The sequence below is a fragment of the Thioalkalivibrio sp. genome (genome assembly GCF_041690275.1).
In the GTDB taxonomy this organism is placed as follows: domain Bacteria; phylum Pseudomonadota; class Gammaproteobacteria; order Ectothiorhodospirales; family Ectothiorhodospiraceae; genus Thioalkalivibrio.
Map to the genome: position 1 here is coordinate 1 of NZ_JAWLHP010000058.1, position 8699 is coordinate 8699.

At 72.0% G+C, this 8699-nt stretch carries 5 protein-coding genes; 3 read left to right on the forward strand and 2 right to left on the reverse strand.

Going from position 1 to position 8699, the window contains the following annotated elements; all coding sequences use genetic code 11:
- Positions 1–145 precede the first annotated feature (145 nt).
- Together ACESMN_RS11065 and queF are read right to left on the reverse strand one after the other, a co-directional pair.
- On the reverse strand, positions 146–1423 hold the full coding sequence (locus tag ACESMN_RS11065) for an FGGY-family carbohydrate kinase (protein WP_373053657.1): 1278 nt from the start codon (positions 1421–1423) through the stop codon (positions 146–148).
- A gap of 34 nt (positions 1424–1457) precedes the next feature.
- Positions 1458–1862 carry a preQ(1) synthase gene (gene queF, locus ACESMN_RS11070; protein ID WP_373053658.1) on the reverse strand — a complete coding sequence of 135 codons (405 nt, stop codon included), beginning with the start codon at positions 1860–1862 and terminating at the stop codon, positions 1458–1460.
- A gap of 101 nt (positions 1863–1963) precedes the next feature.
- On the opposite strand from queF, the gene smc reads away from it, so the two are divergent.
- From smc to ligA, 3 genes are read left to right on the forward strand one after another with little or no spacing between them, the layout of a single operon-like run.
- Entirely contained in the window at positions 1964–5452 is a 3489-nt protein-coding gene (gene smc, locus ACESMN_RS11075; RefSeq protein WP_373053659.1) for a chromosome segregation protein SMC, read from the forward strand.
- Positions 5453–5474: 22 nt separating this feature from the next.
- Positions 5475–6593: a cell division protein ZipA gene (gene zipA / locus ACESMN_RS11080; RefSeq protein WP_373053660.1), complete on the forward strand. Its 1119-nt coding sequence runs from the start codon at positions 5475–5477 to the stop codon at positions 6591–6593.
- A complete protein-coding gene (gene ligA / locus ACESMN_RS11085) occupies positions 6590–8638 on the forward strand; it encodes an NAD-dependent DNA ligase LigA (RefSeq protein WP_373053661.1) in 2049 nt (682 codons plus the stop codon). Before zipA ends, ligA begins: the two co-directional genes overlap by 4 nt.
- Positions 8639–8699 lie beyond the last annotated feature (61 nt).

Here is an 8699-nt window from a genome sequence, read left to right on the forward strand (position 1 = left end):
GCCATCGCGACCAGAGGTCGCTCCCACGCAGGGCAAGTCCCTCGTAGGAGCGGCTTCCAGCCGCGATCCGCGATCCGCGATCCGTGCAATCCGCGATCAAACCCCGGCCATCGCGACCAGAGACCGCTCACCCCAGGCCACGCGGTCACACCCCGGCGGCAACCGTCCCGTGCCGTGCCAGCAGGGCCGCCCCGTGGGCGGCCTGTTCGTGCGCGGCGCGGTGGACCGGAACCCCCAGCACCCGCTCCCGGATCGCCGTCCACTGCGGGTTCGCCGCACCGCCGCCGACGCTTGCGACCGCCTCGAGCGCCGGTGCGCCGAGCGCCTGCAGCCGCGCGTAGCCGGCCGCCTCGATCCTGGCGATCCCCTCCAGCAGGCCGTGCAGGAAGCGCATATCGCTCTCGGGACGCGGAGTGAGCCTCGGCGCCAGCCGCGCGTCGCTGACCGGAAAGCGTTCGCCCGGACGGTTCAACGGGTAGTAGTCGAGGCCCGAGCCCTGTTCGGCGTCGATGCCCGCGCAAAGGCCCCGGATCTCCTCCGGACCGAAGTGGGCCGCGAGCACCGCGCCGCCGCTGTTGGAGGCGCCGCCGGTCAGCCAGTGGCCCAGCACCCGGTGGCTGTAGACGCCCGCGTCCGGATCGAAGAGCGGCCGCTCGCAGAGTTGCTTCAGCACCAGCGTGCTGCCGAGGCTGGTCACGCCGATCCCGGGCCGGTCCACCCCGGTGGCCAGGAATCCGGCAACACCGTCGGTGGTGCCGGCAACCACCAGGCTGTCCGGGTGCAGGCCCGTCTCGGTGGCGGCGGACCCCGCCAGCGGGCCCAGCGGCGTTCCGGCCGGCACGACCTCCGGGAGCAGGTCCGCCAGCGGGCCGAGCAGGTCCCGCCACCAGCACGGCCACGCACCCGCCACCGGGTCGTAGCCGAGCTTCAGCGCGTTGTTCTCGTCACCCCGGTCGAATCGGCCCAGCAGGCGGCCGGTGATCCACTCGGCCTGGTGCAGCACGTGCACCGCCTTGCGCAGGCGGTCGTCGTCGCGCAGCCACAGGAGCTTGGCCGCGGAGGCGGCGGGGCCGTGGACTCCGGCATCGCGCGGCGCGACGCCGGCCAGGAGGCGCGCCTGCTCCACCGCCCGTGCGTCGTCGTACATCAGTGCCGGACCGAGCGCTTCGCCATCCCCGTCCGTCGCCAGCAGGGTCGCCGAGGTTCCGTCCACCGCGACGGCCACCGGCTCCGCCGGCATCCGGCCCGCCAGATCACGCAGCAGCGCGCGGACGCCGTGCCACCAGGCCGCGGCATCCGCCGGGACCCGGCCCGCTTCAGGCCAGGCCCGGCGCAGGCCGGCCACGATCGCTCCGTCCGGACCCAGCACCTCGGCGCGCACTCCCGAGGTGCCGAGGTCGATGCCGATGCAGTGGCGGATCAATGCCGGTTCACGCTCTCGAGGCCACGGTTCCGGCTCACTGGCGCACCGGGGGCGGCAGCACCACCGGCTCGGCCGGGTGCCAGCCCTCGGCGCGATGCTCGGCCACGACCTGGGTGTAGATGCCGCCGCGCACGTAGAAGTCCGCGGTCAGGCGCATGAAGCGCGGCTGCACGGCCGCCACCAGGTCGTCGAGGATGCGGTTGGTGACCGCCTCGTGGTAGGCGCCCTCGTTGCGGTAGGACCACATGTAGTTCTTCAGCGACTTCAGTTCCACACAGTTCGCATCCGGCACGTACTGCAGATGCAGTTCCGCGAAATCGGGCTGTCCGGTGGCGGGGCACAGGCAGGTGAATTCCGGGATGCGCATGTGGATGGTGTAGTCGCGTTCCGGTCTCGGATTGGGAAAGCTGTCCAGGGTCTTGCCGGGCTGGCTGGGCATGGGTGATCCTTGTAGGCGACGGATTCATGGCGCCGGAGCAACACGCCGGGCCGAACCATGTAAGATTCTACCCCGATACCCCCACTGGGCCCCATTCATCCGTGCGACTTGCCCGTATAAAGCTGGCCGGATTCAAGTCCTTCGTTGATCCGACCCTGCTGGTGCTGCCCGGCAACCGGGTGGGCATCGTGGGGCCGAACGGCTGTGGCAAGTCCAACACCATCGACGCAGTGCGCTGGGTGATGGGCGAGTCCTCGGCCAAACACCTGCGCGGCGACTCGGGCGAAGACGTGATCTTCAGCGGATCCTCGACGCGCAAGCCTGTCGGCCAGGCCAGCATCGAGCTCTTCTTCGACAACAGCGAGGGACGCCTCGGCGGCGAGTACGCGAGCTACGCGGAGATCTCGGTGCGCCGCGCGCTGACCCGCGACGGGCAGTCGAAGTACTACCTGAACGGGCTGCGCGCCCGCAAGCGCGACGTGACCGATCTCTTCCTCGGCACCGGCCTCGGGCCGCGCAGCTACGCAATCATCGAACAGGGCATGATCTCGCGCCTGATCGAGGCGCGGCCGGAAGAGCTGCGGGTCTATCTGGAGGAGGCGGCCGGTATCTCGCGGTACAAGGAACGCCGCCGGGAGACCGAGAACCGCATCCGTCACACGCGCGAGAACCTGGAGCGTCTCGACGACGTGCGCGAGGAGGTGGACCGGCAGGCGGCGCGCCTGACCCGCCAGGCCGAGGTCGCCGAGCGCTACCAGGAACTGGCGGCGAACCGGCGCGAGCGGCGGGCGGAACTGCTGCTGCTGCGCCTGCGCGCCCAGGAACAGCGGCTCGGCCGCGAGCAGCAGGCCCTGGCCGAGGCGGAGACCGCGCTTGCCGGACTGCAGGCCCGCGCGCAGAAGAAGGAGACCGAGGCCGAACGGCAGCGGGCGCAGCGCGCGGAACGGGAGCGGACGCTGCAGGAGGCCCAGGGGCGGTTCTACGACGTGTCGGCGCAGGTGTCCCGGCTCGAGCAGTCGATCCGCCACGCCGAGGAGGAACTGGAGCGCGAGGCCCGGGAACAGGGGGAGCTGGAGACCCGCATCCGGGACTCCGAGCGCGCGGCGCTGGATGCGATGCACCGGGTGGACAGCGCCGACGCCGCGATCGAGGCTCACGAGCGGGAGCAGCAGACCGCGGCCGGTGCGCTGGAACAGGCAGAGCGCGAGGCGGAGGCAGCGGATGCGGACATGCACGCGGCGCAGGAGGCCCGGACCGCCTGGCACCAGGCGATGGCCGAGCCGCAACAGGCGGCGCAGTTGGCGCGAACGCGGATGGATCATGCCGATCAGCTGCTGCAGCAGGCGCGGCAGCGCCTCGAGAGGCTGAAGGAGGAGCAGGACCGTCTGTCCGGTGCAGACACCGACGCGGCGCTCGCAACGGCCGAGGAGGCCTTCGAGGCCGCGAGCCGGGGTCACGAGACGCTGCAGGAACGTCGCGCCGGTCTCGCCGAGCGCCTGGCGGAGGAACGCCGCGAACTCCAGGCCGGTCAGGAAGAGGTCCACGAGCTGGAGCAGAGGGCCCGCGAGGTCGCCGGACGCCTCGCGTCCCTGCAGATCCTGCCGGGCCGCGATCAGAACGAGGACCGGCAGCGCTTCGAGCAGTGGGCCCGCGAGCGCGGTGTCGATCCCGGCCGACGGGCCGCGGAGCAGGTGGACGTCGATCCCGGCTGGGAGGCCGCGGTGGAGGTGGTGCTGGGGCAGTGGTTCGAGGCCGTGCTGATGTCCCTCGCCGAGATGCCCGACAGCCTGCCCGCGGCGGCCTTCCGGGCCCTGGACCCGGCGCCGGATGCGCGCGTCTGCCCGGCGGATTCACTCGCCGCGCGGGTGCGGGGTCCGGACGTGCTGCGCGCCCGGCTGGCGACCGTGTACTGTGTCGACTCACTGCCCGAGGCCCGGCAGCGGCTGGGCCGGTGTGCCCCCGGCGAGAGCGTGGTCACGCGCGACGGCACCTGGATCGGGCAGGGCTGGCTCTGGCACCGCAACCCCGACCCTCAGGTGGAGGGCGTGATCGAGCGCCTGCGCCTGGAGCGTCAGCTGGAACGCGAGGCGGCCGAGCTCGAGGCCCGCGGGGCCGAGCGCGCCGCCGGACTCGAGGCGCGCAGGGAGGCGATGCATCAGACCGAAGCGGAACTCGAGGAGGTCGATTCGGCGCTGCGCGAGAGCCAGCGCGAGGCGAACCGTCTCGAGGGCCAGCTGCAGCGGCTGCGCGACCGGGCGCAGCAGGCCGAGGAACGGCGCGGGCGCCTGTCCCGGGAGATCGCGGAACTGGAGGGCGAGGGCGCCCGGGCCGAGGCACAGCGCGATGACGCGCTGCGGGAGCGCAACGAGGCGCTGCAGGCCCTGGAAGACCTCGACCGGGACAAGTCCGAGCTGGAGCAGCGGACCCGGGAGACGCAGTCGCGCCAGCACCAGGCCCGCACCCGTCTGCAGCAGGCGCGCGAGCGGGCGTCGGAAACCCTGCTTGCCGTGCAGGAGGCGCGGCACCGGCTGGCGCTTGAGCAGGGGCATCGCGAACGCCTGGAACAGCAGAGCGAGCGTGACCGTGAACGCCTCGCGCAGCTCCAGGAGGCGCGTACCGGGCGTCTGGCGCCGCTGGACGGGTGGCGCCGCGAGCTCCAGGAACAGCTGCAGCAGCGGCACCAGGCGGAGGAGTCCCTGACCCGGGCGCGTGCGGCGCTGGATGCCTGCGACGATTCGCTGCGTCTTCTCGCGACCGAACTGCGCGACCTCGGGGAACAGGTCGAGGCCGGCCGGGGTGGCTGCGAGGAGCGGCGGCTGGAACTGCGCGAGCTGCGCGTGCAGGAGGAGCAGCTCGCCGCCCAGCTCGGGGAGAGCGGGGTGGATCCGGACGCGTTGGCGACCGGGCTTCCCGACGATGCCGATCCGCAGGCCTGGGAGGACGCGATCGCCACGCTGGACCGCAAGATCGAACGGCTCGGCCCGATCAACCTGGCCGCCATCGAGGAGGCGCGGACCCTGACCGAGCGCAGCGAGTACCTGAAGGAACAGCACGACGACCTGCTCACGGCGCTGGAGACGCTGGAGCAGGCGATGCACAAGATCGACAGGGAGACCCGGGCGCTGTTCCGCGAGACCTACGACCGGGTGAACGAGGGCCTCGGGCAGAAGTTCCGGCGCCTGTTCGGCGGCGGCGAGGCCCGTCTCGAGCTGACCGGCGAAGACCTGCTCGACACCGGCATCGCGATCATGGCGCGGCCGCCCGGCAAGCGCCTGTCCACGATCCATCTGATGTCCGGTGGCGAGAAGGCCCTGACCGCCGCGGCGCTGGTGTTCGCGATCTTCGAGCTGAATCCGGCGCCCTTCTGCATGCTCGACGAGGTCGACGCTCCCCTGGACGAGGCGAATGTCGGACGTTTCTGCGCGCTGCTGCAGGAGATGTCGGAGCGGATCCAGTTCATCTTCATCACCCATAACAAGTCGACCATGGCCATGGCGGAGCAGCTGATCGGCGTTACCATGCACGAACCCGGCGTCTCCCGCCTGGTGAGCGTGGACGTCGACGCCGCCGTGGAACTGGCGGAAGCCTGAAGGAACGCGAGAGGTCTTTCCTGTGGATTGGTTGCGTATCAGCCTGTTGATCTTCGGCGTGATTCTCGTCGCCGGCATCTGGATCGCGCACCGCATGCGCGTACGCGGCCGGCGCGAGGACCGGGAGATGGACCTCGACGACTGGGGTGACGATACCGGGGTGCACATCCGTGCCCATCGCGATGACCCCGACATCGAGCCGGTGCTGGGCGAGGGCGTCAGCGGTCTCGACAACCTGCTCGAGCCCGAGGAACGGCCCGTGAGCCGGACACCGCCACAGGCTGCGGCGCCGGCAGCCGGCAACGAGCGTCCAAGCCGCGGCCCGGCTTCCGAGCCGGTGGCCTGGCCGGCGCGGGAGCCGGAATCGGCCCCGGCACCCGAATCGAAGACACCCGGGCCCGAGCCTGGGGCGGAACCCGAATCCCAACCCGTGCCCGGACCGGCACCCCGCGGCCCGCGGCCTGACGTGCCGCTGGTGGCCAAGCGCGCGGGCGCGAAGGTCGCATCGGTGTTCTCCGACCTGAAGCAGCGCGTCGCGGCGGGCGGGACCCCGGCACCGAAGCCCCGGGCCCCCGCTGACGATGCGCAGCCGGCCCCGCCCCCGGGCCGGCGGGCGGCAGGGGAACACTTCGACGACGTGTCGGAGCCACGGGTGGTGGGCCGCAACCCCCTGTCGCCGGACACGAGGCCCGAAAAGATCCTGGTGCTGCACGTGGTGGCGCCGCGCAACCGGCCGTTCACCGGGGTCGCGCTGGGGGCCGCGCTGCGCCGGGCCGGGCTCGGGCTCGGCGAGATGTCGATCTACCATTACCGCGAAGAGGGCGACCCGCCGGACGGCGACCCGCTGTTCAGCGCCGCGAACATGGTCGCGCCGGGCACGCTCGGCGACGACGACCTCGCCGACATGATGACGCCCGGCATCACGCTGTTCCTGCAGCTGCATGCCTGTGACCGGCCGCAGCGCGCCTTCGAGGTGCTGCTGGAGACGGCACACGTGCTGGCGCGCGATCTGGGAGGACGGGTGCTGGACGCGCAGCAGTCCACCGCGACCAATCAGACGCTCGCCCATATGCGCGAGGACATGAACCACTGGCTGCTGCGCCACCGACCGGACCTGTTGCGCAGAAAGGCCGCGAAGTGACCCGACGGGACCGCGCGGCGGGCGCGGCCCGCCGGGCCGCTGAGCTGCGCGAGCGGATCGCCTATCACGACCGGCGCTACTACGTGCTGGACGATCCCGAGATCAGCGACGCCGAATACGACGAACTGCTGGCGGAACTGCAGCGCATCGAGGCCGAGCATCCCGAGCTGGTGGTGCCGGAGTCGCCGACCCAGCGGGTCGGGGGGGCGCCGGCCACCAGCTTCGAGCCGGTGCGCCACCGGCTGCCGATGCTCTCTCTGAACAACGGGTTTACCGAGGACGAGCTGCTCGCCTTCGATCGCCGGGTGCGCGAGCGGCTGGACCGTGACAGTGAGCCGGGAGTCGAGTACATGGCCGAGCCGAAGCTCGACGGGCTGGCGCTCAGCCTGCTCTACCGCGATGGCCGGCTGGTGCAGGCCGCAACCCGTGGCGACGGCGAAACCGGCGAGGACGTGACCGGCAACGTGCGCACCGTGCGCGCGATCCCGCTGTCGCTCGAGGGCTCGGGATGGCCGGCGGAGTTCGAGGTGCGCGGGGAGGTCTTCATGCGCCGGCCCGACTTCGAGCGGCTGAACGCGCGCCTCTATGCCGCGGGGGAGCGCGGCTTCATGAACCCCCGCAACGCGGCGGCCGGGAGCCTGCGCCAGCTCGATCCGGCGGTCACCGCGCGCCGGCCGCTGAGCTTCTTTGCCTACGGTCCGGGCTGGGTCCCCGAGGGCTTCGAGCTTCCGGATACCCAGTACGCGGTACTCGACTGGTTCAAGACCATCGGCATCCCGGTCTGTCCGGAGCGCGACCGGGTGACCGGGGCTCGGGGCGCGCTGGACTATTACCGGCAGATGGCCGTCCGCCGCGCCGAGCTGCCCTACGACATCGACGGCGTGGTCTTCAAGGTGGATCGGCGCGCGGACCAGCAGCGCCTGGGCTACGTCGCCCGGGCACCGCGCTGGGCGCTGGCCCACAAGTTTCCGGCCGAGGAGCGCACCACGCAGCTGCTGGCGGTGGACTTTCAGGTCGGACGTACCGGCGCGCTGACCCCGGTGGCGCGGCTGCAGCCGGTGCTGGTCGGGGGCGTGATGGTGAGCAACGCGACGCTGCACAACATGGACGAGGTCGCGCGCAAGGACATCCGCATCGGGGACCGGGTCGTGGTGCGCCGGGCCGGAGACGTGATCCCGGAGGTCGTCGGCCGCGCCGGGGGCGAGCGCGAGCCGGACACGCGACCGGTGCGGCTGCCGGAGGCCTGCCCCGAGTGCGGCTCCCACGTCGAGCAGGAAGAGGGCAAGGCGGTGGCGCGCTGCACCGGCGGGCTGGTCTGCCCGGCGCAGCGGCGCGAGTCCCTGCGCCACTTCGTGTCGCGCAAGGCGATGGACATCGAGGGCTTCGGCGACCGCCTGATCGAGCAGCTGGTCGGGACCGGGACGGTGAGTACCCCGGCGGAACTCTTCGAACTCGATGCGACGCGGCTGGAGGGCTTCGAGCGCATTGGCGCGAAGTCGGCCCGGAACCTGGAGGAGGCGCTGGAGCGCGCGCGCGAGACCACGCTGCCACGGTTCATCTTCGCACTGGGCATCCGCGAGGTGGGCGAGGTCACCGCGCGGGCGCTGGCCGAGCACTTCGGCGGGCTGGAGCCGCTGATGCAGGCCTCGGTGGAAGAGCTGGAGGGCATCCGGGACGTGGGACCGGTGGTCGCGCGGCACATCGCGAGCTTCTTCGCGGAGGCGCACAACCGGGAGGTGATCGAGGCCCTTCGCCGCGCGGGCGTGCACTGGCCCGAGACGCGGCCCGCCGCCGAGCGCCCGCAGCCGCTGGCAGGCCGGACCTACGTACTGACCGGCAGCCTCGAGGGCCTGACCCGCGAGGAGGCGAGCGCGCGGCTGCAGGCCCTGGGCGCAAAGGTCACCGGCGGCGTGTCCGCCAAGACCACTGCCGTGATCGCTGGCGAGAACCCCGGCGGCAAGCTCGGAAAGGCCGAAAGGCTCGGCGTTCCCATCCTGGACCAGTCCGCCCTGGAGGAACTCCTGCGCGAGCACGACCGGATGTAGGAGCGATGTCTGTAGGAGCGATGTCTGTAGGAGCGGCTTCCAGCCGCGATCCCACGCCGGG